This window comes from Frigoribacterium sp. CFBP 13729 (assembly GCF_014841875.1).
Taxonomy (GTDB): domain Bacteria; phylum Actinomycetota; class Actinomycetes; order Actinomycetales; family Microbacteriaceae; genus Frigoribacterium.
Map to the genome: position 1 here is coordinate 979,986 of NZ_JACYUR010000001.1, position 15,005 is coordinate 994,990.

The 15,005-nt window shown below is 72.9% G+C and carries 14 protein-coding genes; 6 read left to right on the forward strand and 8 right to left on the reverse strand.

Annotation, left to right across the window (positions count from 1 at the left end; all coding sequences use genetic code 11):
- Window positions 1–35: 35 nt before the first annotated feature.
- Together IFT77_RS04370 and IFT77_RS04375 are read left to right on the forward strand one after the other, a co-directional pair.
- The gene (locus IFT77_RS04370) at window positions 36–1,652 is read left to right on the forward strand and encodes an acyl-CoA carboxylase subunit beta (protein ID WP_192169294.1); all 1,617 of its coding nucleotides are present in this window, start codon (window positions 36–38) and stop codon (window positions 1,650–1,652) included.
- Window positions 1,649–1,915 carry an acyl-CoA carboxylase subunit epsilon gene (locus IFT77_RS04375; RefSeq protein ID WP_192042080.1) on the forward strand — a complete coding sequence of 89 codons (267 nt, stop codon included), beginning with the start codon at window positions 1,649–1,651 and terminating at the stop codon, window positions 1,913–1,915. The genes IFT77_RS04370 and IFT77_RS04375 overlap by 4 nt, the downstream gene beginning before the upstream one ends.
- Window positions 1,916–2,332: 417 nt before the next feature.
- Here IFT77_RS04375 and IFT77_RS04380 read toward each other — a convergent pair whose 3' ends face one another.
- From IFT77_RS04380 to IFT77_RS04395, 4 genes are all read right to left on the reverse strand, one after another.
- Window positions 2,333–3,451, reverse strand: a complete 1,119-nt coding sequence (locus tag IFT77_RS04380; protein WP_371740922.1) for a hypothetical protein — start codon at window positions 3,449–3,451, stop codon at window positions 2,333–2,335.
- Window positions 3,448–4,701, reverse strand: coding sequence for a sensor histidine kinase (locus tag IFT77_RS04385; protein WP_192169295.1), 1,254 nt, complete (start codon window positions 4,699–4,701; stop codon window positions 3,448–3,450). Before IFT77_RS04385 ends, IFT77_RS04380 begins: the two co-directional genes overlap by 4 nt.
- Window positions 4,691–5,389: a response regulator transcription factor gene (locus tag IFT77_RS04390; RefSeq protein ID WP_223269329.1), complete on the reverse strand. Its 699-nt coding sequence runs from the start codon at window positions 5,387–5,389 to the stop codon at window positions 4,691–4,693. The genes IFT77_RS04385 and IFT77_RS04390 overlap by 11 nt, the downstream gene beginning before the upstream one ends.
- Window positions 5,390–5,465: 76 nt before the next feature.
- The gene (locus tag IFT77_RS04395) at window positions 5,466–6,707 is read right to left on the reverse strand and encodes a class I SAM-dependent RNA methyltransferase (protein ID WP_192042082.1); all 1,242 of its coding nucleotides are present in this window, start codon (window positions 6,705–6,707) and stop codon (window positions 5,466–5,468) included.
- A gap of 26 nt (window positions 6,708–6,733) precedes the next feature.
- Between IFT77_RS04395 and IFT77_RS04400 the strand changes: the two genes are divergently transcribed.
- Together IFT77_RS04400 and IFT77_RS04405 are read left to right on the forward strand one after the other, a co-directional pair.
- Entirely contained in the window at window positions 6,734–7,423 is a 690-nt protein-coding gene (locus tag IFT77_RS04400; protein ID WP_192042083.1) for a nucleoside triphosphate pyrophosphatase, read from the forward strand.
- A gap of 79 nt (window positions 7,424–7,502) precedes the next feature.
- Window positions 7,503–9,260, forward strand: coding sequence for a biotin carboxylase N-terminal domain-containing protein (locus IFT77_RS04405; protein ID WP_123546555.1), 1,758 nt, complete (start codon window positions 7,503–7,505; stop codon window positions 9,258–9,260).
- Between the two features lie 59 nt (window positions 9,261–9,319).
- Here the strand turns inward: IFT77_RS04405 and IFT77_RS04410 are convergent, their stop codons facing one another.
- Complete coding sequence (locus tag IFT77_RS04410) at window positions 9,320–9,838, reverse strand: DUF559 domain-containing protein (protein ID WP_192169296.1); 519 nt, start codon at window positions 9,836–9,838, stop codon at window positions 9,320–9,322.
- Between the two features lie 693 nt (window positions 9,839–10,531).
- On the opposite strand from IFT77_RS04410, the gene IFT77_RS04415 reads away from it, so the two are divergent.
- Together IFT77_RS04415 and IFT77_RS04420 are read left to right on the forward strand one after the other, a co-directional pair.
- A complete protein-coding gene (locus IFT77_RS04415; protein ID WP_123546556.1) occupies window positions 10,532–11,362 on the forward strand; it encodes a purine-nucleoside phosphorylase in 831 nt (276 codons plus the stop codon).
- The gene (locus IFT77_RS04420; protein WP_192042085.1) at window positions 11,359–13,047 is read left to right on the forward strand and encodes a phospho-sugar mutase; all 1,689 of its coding nucleotides are present in this window, start codon (window positions 11,359–11,361) and stop codon (window positions 13,045–13,047) included. The genes IFT77_RS04415 and IFT77_RS04420 overlap by 4 nt, the downstream gene beginning before the upstream one ends.
- A gap of 102 nt (window positions 13,048–13,149) precedes the next feature.
- Here IFT77_RS04420 and IFT77_RS04425 read toward each other — a convergent pair whose 3' ends face one another.
- The 3 genes from IFT77_RS04425 to IFT77_RS04435 are packed head-to-tail and all read right to left on the reverse strand — an operon-like array spanning window position 13,150 to window position 14,992.
- Entirely contained in the window at window positions 13,150–13,422 is a 273-nt protein-coding gene (locus tag IFT77_RS04425) for a PTS sugar transporter subunit IIB (protein ID WP_123546558.1), read from the reverse strand.
- Window positions 13,419–13,865, reverse strand: coding sequence for a PTS sugar transporter subunit IIA (locus tag IFT77_RS04430; protein ID WP_192042086.1), 447 nt, complete (start codon window positions 13,863–13,865; stop codon window positions 13,419–13,421). The genes IFT77_RS04425 and IFT77_RS04430 overlap by 4 nt, the downstream gene beginning before the upstream one ends.
- A gap of 2 nt (window positions 13,866–13,867) precedes the next feature.
- Window positions 13,868–14,992: an adenosine deaminase gene (locus tag IFT77_RS04435; protein ID WP_192042087.1), complete on the reverse strand. Its 1,125-nt coding sequence runs from the start codon at window positions 14,990–14,992 to the stop codon at window positions 13,868–13,870.
- Window positions 14,993–15,005: the final 13 nt, after the last annotated feature.

Sequence of the window (15,005 nt, forward strand, 5' to 3'; positions counted from 1 at the left end):
CGGCGGCCGCGGACGCCCTCGGTAGAGTGACCGGTGTGACTTCCGACTCCGCGCCCCGCGACGACGCCTCGCAGCCCGATCTCCGCACGACGGCGGGCAAGCTCGCCGACCTCAAGGCCCGCTACCACGAGGCCGTGACGGCCAGCGGCGAGGCCGCGATCGCGAAGCAGCACGCCAAGGGCAAGATGACCGCCCGCGAGCGCATCGAGGGCCTCCTCGACCCGGGCTCGTTCGTCGAGCTCGACGAGTTCGTGCGCCACCGCACCCACGCCTTCGGCATGGAGTCGAAGCGCCCCTACGGCGACGCGGTCGTCACGGGGACGGGCACGGTGCACGGCCGCCAGGTCGCCGTCTACTCGCAGGACTTCACCATCTTCGGCGGCTCGCTCGGCGAGGTCGCCGGCGAGAAGATCATCAAGGTCATGGAGCTCGCCCTCAAGACGGGCGTGCCGATCATCGGCATCCTCGACTCCGGCGGGGCCCGGATCCAGGAGGGCGTGGTCGCGCTCGGCAAGTACGGCGAGATCTTCCGGCTGAACACCCGCGCCTCCGGGGTCATCCCGCAGATCTCGCTCATCATGGGCCCGGCGGCGGGAGGCGCGGTGTACTCCCCGGCGCTCACCGACTTCGTCATCATGGTCGACAAGACCAGCCACATGTTCGTGACGGGCCCGGACGTCATCAAGACCGTCACCGGCGAGGACGTCGGCTTCGAGGAGCTCGGCGGCGCCCTCACGCACAACAAGGTCAGCGGCGTCTCGCACTACCTCGCGAGCGACGAGGACGACGCGCTCGACTACGCGCGGTCGCTGCTCTCCTACCTCCCCGACAACAACCTGTCGGAGCCGCACGTCTTCGACACGGCCGTCGAGCTCGAGACGACGGACGACGACCGCCAGCTGAACACGCTGATCCCGGACAGCCCCAACCAGCCCTACGACGTGATGACCGTCATCGAGCACGTCGTCGACGACGGGGAGTTCCTCGAGGTGCAGCCGCTCTTCGCGCCGAACATCGTCATCGGGTTCGGCCGGGTCGAGGGCCGCTCCGTGGGCGTCATCGCCAACCAGCCGTCCGCCATGGCCGGCACCCTGAACATCGAGGCGGGCGAGAAGGCGAGTCGGTTCGTCCGCTTCTGCGACGCGTTCGGCATCCCCATCCTGACCCTGGTCGACGTGCCGGGGTACCTGCCGGGCACCGACCAGGAGTGGACGGGCGTCATCCGTCGCGGCGCGAAGCTGCTCTACGCCTACGCCGAGGCGACCGTGCCGCTCGTGACCGTCATCACCCGCAAGGCCTACGGCGGCGCCTACATCGTGATGGGGTCCAAGCAGCTGGGCGCCGACATCAACCTGGCCTGGCCGACCGCCGAGATCGCCGTCATGGGCGGCCAGGGCGCCGTCAACATCCTGTACCGCAACGAGATCAAGGCCGCGGAGGCCGCGGGCGAGGACGTCGCCGCGGTCCGGGCGAGGCTCGCCAGCGAGTACACCTACAACGTCGCCAGCCCCTTCCTGGCCGCCGAGCGCGGCGAGCTCGACGGGGTGATCGAGCCGGCGGCGACCCGCGTCGCCGTCGTCAAGGCGCTCCGGGCCCTCCGCACGAAGCGTGCCGACCTGCCGCCCAAGAAGCACGGGAACATCCCCCTGTGAGCGGCCGCCACGCCGCCGACGACACGACCGCCGCGCAGGAGGCCGAGGGGCCGCTCCTGCGCGTCGTCGGAGGCTCGCCGTCACCGGAGGAGCTCGCCGCCGTCACGGCCGTCCTGACGGCCCTCGAGGCGGAGGCGGCCGAGGCGGCGAGGGCGGCCCCTCGGGACGTCTCCACGTCGCCCTCCGGCTGGTCCTCCCGGGCGGCTCGTCTCCGCCGCCCCGTCGACCGCGGCCCCGGTCGCTGGCGCAGCTTCTCGGCCTGAGCCCGGCCGCACCCGCGCGCGTACCCCGACCTCGTACCCCGCCATCGGGACCGGCGCGCCCCGATGCCCACGGATACGGCACCCGAACGGGGGTAGACGGGTCGCTCACCCCCGAGTTGTCCCCCTAAATGACGACTTTGCGCTCGTGGCGGGGGGCGACATACTCGTTCTTGCTAGGTGCCTCTCCTTGAGTCGCACCACCGATCGGGAGCTGACTAGGGTAAGCGAGTTCTCGGTCGGGGGCGGATCAGGGCGACATTCGGGTTGTCGCTCTGGACCGGGATATCTCCCATGAGGGCCAGACGGGTGTCTGGCCCTCTTTCCCGTCGTCGGGGCCGTTCCCCGTTCAGGCCCGGTCCCCCCGCCACCGGCCTCCGTCGTCGCGGCGACCCACGTCCCCGCGGCCGGCCCACGGCCCTAGCGGACGACGCGGCTGTCCTCGTCGCGGTCCTCGAGTTCGTCGAGGTCGTCGACCGGTCCCTGGTCGCCCGAGACCCCGGCCCGGCGCGGTATCTGAAGCCAGAGGAGGACCTCGTCGTCGTCGTCGTCCTCGTCGGCCTCGGCGGCGACCCCCCGCCCGAGGGCGCTCGAGCTGAGGTCCGGCGATCCGAGGCCGACGACGCTGACGGCGTGGTCGCCGCCCGCGACCGTCCGGATGATCAGCTTGTCCGCGCGCGAGCCGTGCAGCGCCGCGGCGAGGGCCTCGTGGATGCGCCGCAGCTCGTCGTCGGGGACGTCGTCGATGCCGCCCTCGTCGAGCAGGCTGACCTCGGCCCCCCGGCGTCGCGCCGCCATGACCTCGCGACGGACCTCGTCGTCGAGGAGGCGCCTCCCGCGGATCTCGTCCCGGATGGCGCCCTCGAGGTGGAGGCTCTCCTGTCGCTGCTCGGGCGACAGGTCGCCCGACTGCGACACGATGGCCTGCAGCATGGGCCGGGCGGTGCGGCCCGTCTGCAGGAGGCGGTACTGACGCTCGTTGACGTGCGCCTCCTGGGCTGCCTGCCAGTCCGCGGCCTCGTGCTCGGCCAGGATGAACTCCCGCGTCTCGCGACCGGCCCGGGTCAGCGTGGACGAGATGGCGTGCGAGAAGGCGACCCAGCTGACGCTGCCGACGATGCCGAGGTCGGCGATCTGGGACACCCCGGCCCACGCGACCCCCTGCACGGCCATGAAGCCCACGCCGAGCCACGCGAAGCCCTGGCGACGACGCGTGGAGACGATCACCATGAGCGTGCCCACGGCGGCGACGTACCAGGTCGCGTAGCCGTTCTCGGCCTCGGGGTCGAGGACGCTCGTCACGACGAGCGGCACCACGATGCTCACGGCGAGGGCGAAGGCCGCCGCCCACACGGGCAGCACCGGCTGGCGGCTGGGCCAGAGCACGACGGCCGTGACGACCGCGTACGCGAGCATGCAGGCGACGACGGGGACGGGATCGGCGACCTGGCCGAGCGAGACCGCCCCGAGCACCAGGTGGTACCCGGAGAAGACCGCCGCCAGCGAGACGATGAGCCAGCGGGGGACGGTGATCCTCACGACGCGTCTCCCCTCGCCGGGCCGACGACGAGGCCCGCGGGCCACATCACGCGGACGATCGTGCCCGCTCCCGGCCGGGAGTCGATGCAGGCCCGGCCACCCGCGTTGGCGACGCGTTCGATGATCGACACGCGGACCCCGAGGCGCTCCACGGGCACGGCACCCGGGTCGAAGCCCGCCCCGTCGTCGCCGACCTCGACGAGCACGCCGGCGTCGCCGGTGCGCTCGAGGGCGACCCATCGCCGGACCGGGCCGGGACCCGCGTGCTGGGAGCTGTTGACGAGCGCCTGGGCCGCGGCGCTGACGATCGCCTCCACGGCGGTGGTCGGCAGCACCCGGTCGTCCGTCTCGTCGACGCGCAGCTCGACGGCGACGCCGGTCGCGTCCACCGCGTCCGACAGGCGCCGGCGGAGGACGCCGAGGGTCGTCGTCGACTCGTCGAAGGGCGTCGTCGCGGCGGCCGAGGTGAGGTGGGCCATCGCGTTGCGGGCCATGGTCGTGGCGAGGACCTGCTCCGCCGGCGTGTAGGCCCGTGCGGCCTGGATGAAGGTGGTCAGCACGCTGTCGTGCACGATGGCGTCGACCTGCACGCGCTCGAGCTCGGTCGCGTGCTCGCGGATCGCCCCCGAGTACCGGGCGACCGCCGTGGCCTGGGCGGCGTCGACGGCCGCGCTCGCCTGGCGCAGGATGAGCACGAGCACGAGCACGGCCCCGCCGAGCAGGATCGCGTAGGTCGAGTCGAGGGCCGCGCGCGTCAGCGACTCGCCGCCTCCCGACGGGGTCAGCCGGATGGCGCCGTAGACGAGCGGGACCACGACCGAGTAGCCGATCGCGATCCACGCGGAGAAGGCGTAGGCCGCCGCCGCGGTGGCGACGGTGCAGAGGTACCAGAGCCACGGCACGCCGGCGAGGACCTGGTCGGGGTCGACGACGGCCAGGGGCCACGTGACGATCGCCACGAGGTAGGACACCGCCAGGATCGCGCAGGTCGTCTCGACCCCGCGCACGACGACGCTCGCGACGCCGACGGCCACGACGGCGCCGAGCATGCCGAGCCCGATCAGCCAGGCCCACGCCACCTGCATGACCTCGATCTGGGCCATCGTCGTCGGCAGCGCCTGCAGCCCGAAGATGAGCCCGGCCAGGGCGATGACCCGGCCCAGCACCTTGTCGAACAGGGCACGGCTGATCGGGTTCCGCGCCGAGCGCGTCGTCGGCGGCGTCAGCGCCGGGAGGGACTCAGCGGCCATCGCCGTCCGCGTCGAGTCCCGGCAGGATGCCGTCCTCGACGGCGCGGCGGAGCAGGTCGACCTTCGTGGGCGCCGGACGCCCCACCTCGACGTACTTCACGCGGATGCGGTCGAGGTACTCCCGAGCGGTCGAGTAGCCGATGCCGAGCTGCTGGGCGGCGAGCTTGAGGGGCAGGCCCGAGGCGTAGAGGTGCAGGATCTCGCGCTCACGCCGGCCGAGCTGGGCCTTGGCGAAGTCGCGGTCGGCGTCGATCGCGCTGGCCCACTCGAGGTTGTTGAGCACGTCCCCCCGGGCGACGGTCGCGACGGCGGCCATGACGGTCTTCGTGGCGGAGGACTTGGGGATGACGCCGGCGGCGCCCGCCGCGAGCGCCTCGCGGACGCTCGCGACCCGGTCGGCGATGCTGTGCACGAGCACGGCGGAGCCGGTCGCCTGGACCCGCTTCACGTTCTCGGTGACCGTCGAGCCGTCGCCGAGCGAGAGGTCGAGGACGACGACGTCGACCTCGCGGCCCGCCAGCGACTCCACCAGTTCCTGCACGCCGGCCGCGGTCAGCACGACGTCGAAGCCCTCGGCCTGGCATGCCGCCTGGATGCCGAGACGCACCGACTCGTGGTCGTCCACGATGGCGACGCGGACGGGGGCGGGGGTCGTCGACGCCGGAGCGTCCGTCGAGGTGTCGGTCACGATGGTCCTTCGTTCGCGTGCGACCCGGTCCCTGAATCCCGGGTCGTCAACGTCGTCATCGTAACGTGACGGGGAGTCACCGACGGAGCAGCCGGACCACCGTCTCGACGTGGTGCGTGCTGGGGAACAGGTCGAAGGCCCTGATCGCGTCGACGTCGTACCCGTGGTCGCGGAACAGCGCGAGGTCACGGGCGAGGGCGACCGGGTCGCAGGCGACGTAGACGACCTGCGCCGGGGTGAGTTGCGCGATGCCGTCGACCACGGGTCGACCGGCCCCCGAGCGCGGCGGGTCGAGGACGACGGTGGCTGAGCGGAAGCGGTCGCGCTCGGCCGAGGTCGCCTGGGCGGCGGCCTGGCGCACCCACCGGTCGACCCGGCCGGTGACGGCCGAGGCGCCGAGCCAGTCGGCCAGGTTCTCGGACGCGTGCTCGGTCGCGCGCTCGTCGCTCTCGACGCTGGTGATGCGCACGCGGCTGCCGAACGCGTCGCCCACGGCGGCCGCGAGGAGCCCCACGCCGCCGTAGAGGTCGAGGTTGGCCGCGCCGGGCTCGAAGCGCTCGGCGTCGACCATCTGCTGGACGGCGGCGGTCAGCGTCGCGGCGGCGTGGCGGTGCACCTGCCAGAAGCCGCCGTCGTCGAGCTGGAACGTGCGGTCGCCGACCACCTCGGTGACCGTGCTGGGCGCCTGGCCGCCGATGATCAGGCGGGCTCCTCCCGTGCTCGGCGCCAGCACGTCGACGTGCTCCTCGCCGGGGAACGCGTCGGCGAGCGGAGCGGCCTCGGCGACCTCGGGGGTCGCGAGGGGCAGGTCGGCGACCCGCACGACGCGGTGCGACCGGGCGGCGTACTGCCCGGGGCGCCCCTCGGCGTCGAGGTGCAGGCGCACCCGGGTGCGCCAGCCGGTCCCTCCGCGCTCGTCGTCGCCGGGCAGGGCCTCGACACTGACGGTCGCCTGCTCGTCGGGCAGCCCGCCCGTCCTCGTGAGGGCGTCGCGGACCACCTGCGACTTGAGCTCGCGCTGGTGGCCCAGCTCGATGTGCCCGAACTCGGCGCCGCCCGCGCGGTCCTCGGGAGCGCGGTCGACGGACGCCGCCGACCAGACGTGCTCCCGTCGGTGCGGGCTGGCCTCGACGACCGAGACGGTCTCGGCCCGCCAGAACGACTTCTTGCGGTCGTCGGTCACGCGCGCGAGCACCTTCTCGCCCGGCAGCGTGTCCGACACGAACACGACCCGCCCGTCGAGGCGCGCCACCGAGATGCCCCCGTGTGCGATCCCGGTCACGTCCAGTTCGACCTCGCGGCCCAGCATGTCTCCCATGCTCCGAGTCTGCCAGGCTGGCGGACATGACCGTTCCCCTCTACCTGGCCAGCACCTCCCCCGCACGCCTCGCGCTGCTGCGGGCCGCGGGCGTCGAGCCGGTGCTGATCAGCCCGGGCGTCGACGAGGAGGCGGCGGTCGCCCGGGCCGAGGAGGCGGCGGGCCGAGCCCTCACCGCCTCCGAGACCGTCTCGCTCCTGGCCAGGGCGAAGGCGGAGGCCGTCCTCGACGTGACCGTCGACGGGCGACCGCTCGACGGCCTCGTCCTCGGCGGCGACAGCGCGTTCGAGTTCGACGGCGAGGTGCACGGCAAGCCGCACGAGCCGGCCCTCGCCCTCGATCGCTGGCGACGCATGGCCGAGGTCGGCCGGGGCACCCTCTGGTCGGGGCACTGGCTGATCGACCACCGCGGCGGCTCGCCCCGCGCCGACGCCTCGTTCCCGTCGGGCGGAACAGGCGCCGTCGCCAGCGCCGACCTGGTCTTCGCCGACGACCTCGAGCCGGCCGAGCTCGCCGCCTACGTCGAGACCGGCGAGCCGCTCGAGGTCGCGGGCGCCTTCACCATCGACGGCCGCGCCTCCGCGTTCATCACCCACATCGAGGGCACGCCGAGCGCCGTCGTCGGCCTGTCGGTGCCGGTGCTGCGCTCGCTGGTGCGCGGCTTCGGGGTGTCGTGGCACGAGCTGTGGACGACGCCGACCTCCGGCGCTTTGTAGCAATCCTCACGCGCCTCCTGCGTGTTTTCGTGCACGTCAGCCAAAGGAGGCTGCGGGCGGCGCAATAGGGTGGGGAACTATGCCGTCCATCAGCAAGGTCCTCATCGCCAACCGTGGAGAGATCGCGGTCCGGGTCGTCCGCGCAGCGCGCGACAGCGGGATCGGCAGCGTCGCCGTCTACGCCGACCAGGACAGGGACGCGCAGCACGCCCGCCTCGCCGACGAGGCCTACGCGCTGGGCGGCACCACGAGCGCCGAGACCTACCTCGTCATCGACAAGATCCTCTCGGTCGCCCGCCGCTCGGGGGCCGACGCCGTGCACCCCGGCTACGGGTTCCTCGCCGAGAACGCCGACTTCGCCCGCGCCGTGACCGCTGCGGGGCTCGTCTGGATCGGCCCCTCCCCCGAGGCGATCGAGCAGCTCGGCGACAAGGTCAGCGCCCGGCACATCGCCGAGCGGGTCGGCGCACCGCTCGCACCCGGCACCCTCAACCCCGTCTCGGGCGCCGACGAGGTGCTCGACTTCGTCGACCAGCACGGCCTGCCCGTCGCCATCAAGGCGGCCTTCGGCGGCGGCGGACGCGGCCTCAAGGTCGCCCGCACCCGCGACGAGGTGCCCGAGATGTTCGACTCGGCCGTCCGCGAGGCCGTCGCCGCCTTCGGCCGCGGCGAGTGCTTCGTCGAGAAGTACCTCGACCAGCCCCGCCACGTCGAGACCCAGTGCCTCGCCGATGCGCACGGCAACGTCGTCGTCGTGTCGACGCGCGACTGCTCGCTGCAGCGCCGTCACCAGAAGCTCGTCGAGGAGGCGCCCGCCCCGTTCCTGACGGAGGCGCAGACCACCGCGCTCTACGAGTCGTCCAAGGCGATCCTCCGCGAGGTCGGCTACGTCGGCGCGGGCACCTGCGAGTTCCTGATCGGCAAGGACGGGACGGTGTCGTTCCTCGAGGTCAACACCCGCCTCCAGGTCGAGCACCCCGTCTCGGAGGAGGTCACCGGCATCGACCTCGTCCGCGAGCAGTTCCGCCTGGCCGAGGGCGGCGTGCTCGAGTACGGCGACCCCGAGCCCCGCGGCCACTCGTTCGAGTTCCGCATCAACGGCGAGGACGCGGGCCGCGGCTTCATGCCCGCCCCCGGCCCCGTGCACGTCTTCAAGGCGCCGGGCGGCCCCGGCGTCCGCGTCGACAGCGGCGTCCAGGCCGGCGACGAGATCAGCGGCTCGTTCGACTCGCTGCTCGCCAAGCTGATCGTCACCGGCTCCTCCCGCGAGGACGCGCTCGAGCGCTCCCGCCGCGCCCTCGACGAGTTCGAGGTGGCGGGCCTGCCGACCGTGCTGCCGTTCCACCGCGCGATCGTGCGCGACCCTGCCTTCGCGCCCGCCGGCGACGAGCCGTTCTCGATCTACACCCGCTGGATCGAGACCGACTTCGTCAACGACATCCCCGCGTGGAGCGGCGAGGCCGAGGCTCCTCGCCCCGACGACCAGCGCACCACCGTCGTGGTCGAGGTCGGCGGCAAGCGCGTCGAGGTCTCGTTGCCCGCCGGTCTCGGTGCGCGCACCGCGCCTCCTGCGGCTGCCCCCCGCCGCCGCGGCTCCGGTCGCGGCGCCGTGGTCACCGCCACGGGTGCCGAGGTGAAGTCGCCCATGCAGGCGACCGTCGTCAAGCTCGCGGTCGAGGAGGGCCAGCAGGTCGTCAAGGGCGACCTCGTGCTCGTGCTCGAGGCCATGAAGATGGAGCAGCCGGTCGCAGCCCACCGCGACGGGGTCGTGTCGGGCATCTCGGCCGCCGTGGGCGAGACGGTCTCGTCGGGCCACGTCCTCCTCAGCATCGACTAGCCCGCGCCCCTTCCCCCTCCTCATTCAGGAAGATCTGTCTTGATCCTCGCAAGAAGGGGTCAGATCGTCCTGAACCGTGCACGGCTCAGGAATTTCGGCTCGTCCTTTCCGGCATCATGCGCGTCGCGAACGCGGACGATCGTGTCGATGACCTCCCCGAGGTCACGTTCGATCTGGTCGGCGCTGAACCGCAGGGTCGTGTAGCCGGCCGATGCGGCTTCCGCGTCCTTCCTCCGGTCCCGGTCGAACGCGTCCCGCCGCGAGTGGAAAGCGAAACCGTCCAGTTCCACCAGCGCGCGGAGCGCCTGCCCGCGACGACCTCGCAGGCGCATGTCGCTCGGGCCGACCGACGTCACCACGACCTGTTGCTCGACCTCGACACCCCTCGCGGCGAGGGCCTGTCGCACGATCGACTCGACTCCCGAGTCCGACCCCGGACGGCACCTCCGGAGCACGGCCCGCGCCCGTGGACCGTGGCCCTCCAGACCTGCCGTGAGCTCGTCGAGACCGACGAGCGAGGCCTGCAGGGCCGTGTCGACGCAGGCGACCGCCGTCATCTCGTCGCACCACGCGACCATCTGGCGGAGGCAGACGACGACCGGCGACAGCCAGCACGGCTCGCTCAGGTCGAGGGGCTCGGTGTCGGTCCAGTGGACCACCACCGAGTCGTCGGCGGACCTTGGCGCTGCTCCTCCCCCCGGTGTGGCCCGGCGCGCGTCCCTGAGGCGCGACGCGTTGCGGGGAACGGAGACGTGCAGACGACGGTCGTACCCCGCCCAGAGCCCGTGCACGGAAGCGGCGGACGGACCCGCTAGGCGCCCGCCGAGACGGACGGCGGCGACTGCGTCCGTGGCTGCGTCGAGTCTCGCGTAGTGACCGTGACGGGCCCGGCGGACCTCGCCCCGCTGCACCGCCGTCGTCAGGTCCCCTCCGCTGTGCCCGCTCGCGAGGAGCTGGCGGCGGGTCGCGATGCCGCCGAACGCGGCCAGCGTCTGCGAGAGGTCCATCGCGGCATCGTCACCGGTGTCCGGGTCCCGGCCCGCACCTCCTCGACTTCCTTGTGGAAGCCCGTGAGACGCCCGGTGCCGGTGCAGGGACGACCACGACGCCCCTTGGACGCGCAGTATTCAGGACCTGACGGTCCGGGCTTCCTGAACAGTGCACGAGTCAGGAACACGGTTCCCCCCACCGCACGGATCAGGCAGGAAGTTCCTGAATGAGGAGGGGGAGGCGAAGAGGCGAGCCGGGGCGCGGGACCTAGAGTGGACGGCATGTCCGAGACACCCACGCACCCCCTCGACGGTGCCGCCGACCCCTTCGAGGTCGCCCGCACCGCCGCCGCCCAGATCGCCGAGGCGACCGGCGTAGCCCACCACGACGTCGCCCTCACCCTGGGCAGCGGCTGGGCGAAGGCCGCCGACCTGATCGGCGAGACCACCGCCGAGATCCCGGCGACCGAGATCACGGGCTTCAGCGCCTCGGCGGTCGTCGGCCACACGGGCTCGATCCGCAGCATCGCGCTGCCGAGCGGGAAGAACGCCCTCGTCATCGGTGCCCGCACGCACTACTACGAGGGCCACGGCGTCCGCCGCGTCGTGCACAGCGTCCGCACCGCCGCCGCCACGGGCGCCCGCACGATGATCCTCACGAACGGCGCCGGCGGCATCAAGGAGACGTGGACGCCCGGCAGCCCCGTCCTGATCAGCGACCACATCAACCTCACGGCGGACAGCCCCCTCGAGGGCGCCACCTTCATCGACCTCACCGACCTCTACTCGGCGCGTCTGCGCGAGCTCGCCAAGGGCATCGACCCGACCCTCGACGAGGGCGTCTACACGCAGTTCCGCGGGCCGCACTACGAGACGCCCGCCGAGGTCCAGATGGCCAAGGCCATGGGCGGCCACATCGTGGGCATGTCGACCGCTCTCGAGGCCATCGCCGCCCGCGAGGCCGGCATGGAGGTGCTCGGCATGTCGCTCATCACGAACCTCGCCGCCGGCATCCAGAAGACGCCGCTGAGCCACCAGGAGGTGCTGCAGGCAGGCAAGGACGCCGAGGCCGCCATCAGCCAGCTGCTGGCTCGCATCGTGGCGGCCCTGTGACCGACCATGCGGCACGGGTCGACGAGACGGCGCTGGTCGCCGCCGCCCGCTCGTGGCGTGACCAGGACCCGGACGCCGAGACGCGCGACGAGCTCGACGCCGTCCTCGCGGCGGTCGAGTCCGGCGACGCCGCCGCCCTGGCCGACCTGCACGACCGCTTCGACTCGCGCCTCGCCTTCGGCACCGCCGGGCTCCGCGGTGCCCTCGGAGCCGGCTCGGCACGGATGAACCGCGTGCTCGTCGCCCAGGCCGCGGCCGGGTTCGCGGCGTTCCTCACGGGGCGCGAGAGCGCTCCCTCGATCGTGATCGGCTACGACGGGCGCAAGAACAGCGCCGTCTTCGCCCGGGACACGGCCGAGATCATGGCCGCGGCCGGCGTCCGCACGACGATCCTCCCCCGCGCCCTGCCCACGCCCGTGCTGGCCTTCGCCGTCCGCCACCTCGACGTCAGCGCCGGGGTCATGGTGACCGCGAGCCACAACCCCGCACGGGACAACGGCTACAAGGTGTACCTCGGCGGGGTCGACGCGGGGTCGCAGATCGTCGCGCCGGTCGACGCCGAGATCGCGGCCCACATCGACGACGCGGCCACCCGCCCCGTCAGCGAGCTGCCCCGGTCGGACGACTGGTCCGAGGCCGGCGACGACCTCGTCGGCGAGTACGTCCGCCGCACGGCCGCGCTCGCCGGCACCGCCGCCTCCGGCACGCAGCCCCGCGTCGTCTACACGGCGATGCACGGCGTCGGGTGGGAGGTCGCCCGTCGGGTCTTCGCCCAGGCCGGCTTCGTCGAGCCGATCCCCGTCGCCGAGCAGTCCGCGCCGGACCCCGACTTCCCGACCGTGGCGTTCCCCAACCCCGAGGAGCCGGGCGCGCTCGACCTCGCCTTCGCCACCGCCGACCGCGTCTCGGCCGACCTGGTGATCGCCAACGACCCCGACGCCGACCGGCTCGCCGTCGCCGTGCCGACGGTCAACGGCTGGCGCCGCCTCTCGGGCAACGAGGTCGGCGCGCTGCTCGGTTGGCGCGCCGCAGAGCGCGCCCGGCGGGACGACGTCGACGGCACCCTCGCCGCGAGCATCGTCTCGTCGCCGGCCCTCCGCGAGGTCGCCCGCCGCTACGACCTGGACTACGTCGACACCCTCACCGGCTTCAAGTGGGTCTCCCGCGTGGGTGGGCTGCTGTACGGCTACGAGGAGGCCCTCGGCTACCTCGTCGACCCCGAGAAGGTCCGCGACAAGGACGGCATCTCCGCGGCCGTCGACTTCCTCGCGCTGGCGACCGAGCTCACCGCCGCCGGCTCGACCGTCGCCGAGCACCTCGTCGCCTTCGACGAGCGCTTCGGGGCGTACGCGTCGTCGCAGATCTCGCTTCGGGTGGACGACCTCGCCGAGATCGGCCGGCTGACGAGCCGCCTGCGGGAGGCGCCTCCCGCGACCGTGGGCTCGCATCGCGTCGACCGTGTCGACGACTTCCGCGACGGCTTCGGCGGGTTCCCCGCCGGCGACGTGCTGCGGTACTGGTTCACCGACGGATCGCGGGTCATCGTGCGCCCCAGCGGCACCGAGCCCAAGCTCAAGGTCTACATCGACGCCTCCAGCACCGAGGGCGACGCTCGCGACCGCCGCGTCGCCGCCGAGGCGGCCGTCGCCGACCTCGACGCGGGGATGCGCGAGCTGCTGAGCTGACCGAGACCGCGGGCCGGCAGGCCCGCGGACCACAGGAGGGGCCAGGTCGCACGTCGTGCGTCCTGGCCCCTCCTCGTGGTGTGCCCAGGTGGGCGCCCCTGCTCAGCCGAGCGAGCGCTGCAGCTTCTCGGTGAGCTCGGCCTGGTCGAAGTGGTTCTGGATGACGATGACGTCCGCGAAGGTCGCCCCGATCGCCTCGACGAACTCCTGCGACGTGAGGATCACCTGGGCGTCGTCCGCGACCGTGCCGATGGAGGCGACGTCGGCGGCGACCACGTCGGCCTCGATGTCGAGCCGCGCCAGGACGCGCTCGGCGTTGACCTTGAGGATCCCGCTGCTGCCGATGCCGGCGCCGCAGATGGTCACGATCTTCATGCGGTCATCCCCATCAGCCGACGGACCTCGTCGGCGCTCGTGGCGGCCGCCAGCGCCGGGATCACCGTGGAGTCGTTGAAGACGTTCGCCAGGTCGGCGATGGACTCGAGGTGGCCGCCCACGGACTCCACCGCGAGGCCGAGGACGACGTTCACGGGGTCGTTGTGCGGGTGGCCGAAGGGCACCGGCTCGGCGAGGGTCACCACCGCGAGGCCGTCCTGCAGGACGCTCTCGTCGGGGCGGGCGTGCGCCAGCACGAGACCGGGCGCGATGACGACGTACGGGCCGTGCTCCTCGATCATGCGGACCATCTCGTCGCCGTAGCCGTCGCGCGTCGAGCCCGAGGCGACGAGCGCGTCGCCGGCCCGCAGGACGGCGGCACGCCAGTCGGGGGCGTCGGCGGCGATGACGACCGCCGAGTCCGGCAGGGACGGGAGCGCCACGGTCAGACCTCCCCGAAGCCTGCCGTGATGCGGTCGGCCAGCGCCTCGCGGTCCTCGAGGGGCAGGAAGCTCGACGCCGCGGCGTTGAGCTGGAACGTCTCGAGGTCGGACACGCCGTAGTCGAACGCCTGGGCGAGCAGCGCCAGCTCTTTCGTGAGGCTGGTGTCGCTCATCAAGCGGTTGTCGGTGTTGACCGTGACGCAGTAGCCGAGCTGGTAGAGCAGGTCGAACGGGTGGTCGTCGAGGTCGCGGCCCCACGCGGCGATCGCGCCGGTCTGGAGGTTCGACTGCGGCGAGAGCTCGAGGGCGATCTCGCGGTCGCGGACCCACGCGGCGATCGGGCCGAGCTCGACCGTCGTCTGGTCGCCCGCGGACGCGACGACCCGGATGTCCTCGGCGAGGCGGACGCCGTGCCCGAGGCGGAGGGCCCGGCCGTCGAGGAGCGCGCTGCGGATGCTCTCGAGGCCGTCGGCCTCGCCGGCGTGCACGGTGACCGGCATGAACTCACGGGCCAGCAGGTCGAAGGCCGGCCGCTGGTTCGACGCGGGGAACCCCGCCTCGGCCCCGGCGATGTCGAACCCGATCACGCCTGCCTCGCGGTGCTTGATCGCCAGCTGCGCGATCTCGAGGCCGCGGTCGGCGTGCCGCATCGCGGTGACCAGCTGGCCGACGGAGATGACGTGGCCCTCGCCGTCGAGCTGGTCGATCGCCTGCTCGATGCCGCGCTGGACCGCCTCGACGGTCTGGTCGAGGCTCAGTCCGCCCTGCAGGTGCTGCTCGGGAGCCCAGCGGACCTCGCCGTGGACGACGCCGTCGGCGGCCAGGTCGAGCACGAACTCGCGGGCCACCCGCTCGAGGCCGGCCTCGGTCTGCATGACCGCGGTCGTGACGTCGAACGTCTTCAGGTAGTCGGGCAGGTTGCCGGAGTCGGCGCTGTCGACGAACCAGCGCCCCAGCTCGTCAGCCCCGCCCGTGACGGGCAGCTCGTAGCCGATCTCGTCGGCCAGCTCGACGATGGTCTGGGGCCGCAGCCCGCCGTCGAGGTGGTCGTGCAACGACACCTTCGGCAGGGGGGCGATGCGGGGTCCGCCGTCAGGCAGGCGGTAGTCCTTGTCCGGTGCGCTCATGGGACAAGGCTAC